Annotated in this window: 1 protein-coding gene; it reads right to left on the minus strand. The window is 43.9% G+C overall.

From position 1 onward, the window contains the following. The coding region (locus EGI31_RS14830) for an Ig-like domain-containing protein (protein WP_255037958.1) at positions 1–1,953 on the minus strand (1,953 nt) is incomplete at both ends.

A 1,953-nucleotide genomic window follows, 5' to 3' on the forward strand; every position in this document is an offset into this window, starting at 1 on the left:
TTAATTGTTGCCACTGCTGTATTGGCTGAGTAGGAATTTGGTCCTGACCATTGGTAGCTTGTACCTCCCGAGGCGGTTCTGGTTACACTCGTCACCGAACAGGTCAGATTCGTTGAGCCAGTTATGCTCGGACTTGGAGCAGTGCCATCCAAGCTTACTGCCGTAGTAGCTGTAGCTGTACATCCATTGCTTCCTGTCACCGTCACAGTGTAAGTTCCTGCTGAGTTAATTGTTGCTACTGCTGAATTGGCTGAGTAGGAATTTGGTCCTGACCATTGGTAGCTTGTACCTCCTGAGGCGGTTCTGGTTACCGAAGTTACAGAACATGACAAATTCGTAGTGCCTATAATCTGGGCAGTTGGTGGATTATTAATTGTAACATTAACCGTCACAAATCCACTTCGACAAGCCCCATCTTCGCATCGAACATTATAAGTTGTTGGTGATGTGAGATTTGGTGTTACATAAGGTGAGCCAGTAAATGGAATGGCCACCAAACTTGCATTGTACCAAACCACCGAACTATTGGCACAAGCAGCTGTTAATGAAGCAGTTGCACCATTACATATACTTACATTGCTTGTGCCTGTCGGATTTGATGGTGTAGAACTTACCGTAAATGCAAAAGCATCACTTGCACACTCAAAGGTTCCTGCATTAAAATTTGACACCCTAATAGTATGATTCCCTACGGGAACGCTACCGATTGTAGTGGTAAAGTTTCCACCATCTAAACTATAATAAGGCGTATTTGGAACATTGGTAGCCGCTACAGTAATATTAGTTGCACCACAAGTATTACTTTTGGTTACACCAGTAATAACGGCCTTTGTAGGTATATTTATTACTACATCAGGCGAACTCGTTTGTAGCCCACATCTGTCTCGAACCGCGACTCGATAAGTTCCACTTGATGGTATCGTGAATGTACTTGCAGTTGAAAAAGTCCCAAATGAATTACAGGCAGTTCCTGTGCAAAGTCCATAGGTATAGGGTCCGCCACTTCCACCACCACCATAGCCACTCAATACAGACCCTCCATCACAATCAAGTGCTGTGGTTGTAGATAGGGTTGGAGTAGATGTGAGGTCTCCTACAACCAAATTCGCAGAATTGGAAATTGTTCCGCAGGCATCAGTTACTCTAACGATATAAGTATTAGCTGCGAGACCCGCAAACACACTATCTGTCTGAGGTCCTGCTATAATAGCACCCGATGACTGTAATACTATTGAAAAAGTTCGAGGTAATGAACCTCCTGAAGCAGATGCTGCAATAACTCCTGATGAGCCGCCGCTACATGTAGGGGAAATACTCCCAGTTGCCGTTAGAGCAGGTACGGAATTATCTATAATGGCCTCAACTGTGCCCAAAGCTCCACATTGGTCCGTTATTCTAACAGTATAAGTTCCAGCTGCTAAATTATTAAAAACAGGGCTGGCTTGGGTGACTCTTACCAGTACTGTATTTGCTGCATTATAAAGAGCATAGCTAAATGTACCTCCAGCAAATGTTGCACCCGCACTAGGAGTAACAACTATTCTTCCTGTTGATGAAGAAACACATGAGGGTGTAGTTACTACAGAACCTGTTGGTGCAGTAGCTGCAGGGAAAAGTAGAGGAGTAGAGCTCGTAACAGCGTTGCCACAATCATCGGTTGTCCTGACTAAATAACCAGTGGCGTTATCAGGTACATTGGTGAAAGTGGTACTAGTTTGTGGAGCCATTACTACTGCCGATGTTACGGCATCAATCAAACTATATCTGAACGGAGGTAAACCACCACCAGATTGAACTGTCACTTTTATAACACCTGTATTACTACTTGAGCAAGATGCGGTAGTTGCACTAATGGTAGCAGTTGTAATTGCAGAGGGGTTATTTATTGTCCCAGTTGTTGTACTTGTATTTCCACAAACATCAGTGACTCGAATAGTATGAGTAGGAGTGCCA

Origin of the sequence: Lacihabitans soyangensis (assembly GCF_024343775.1) — a bacterium.
GTDB lineage: Bacteria > Bacteroidota > Bacteroidia > Cytophagales > Spirosomataceae > Leadbetterella > Leadbetterella soyangensis.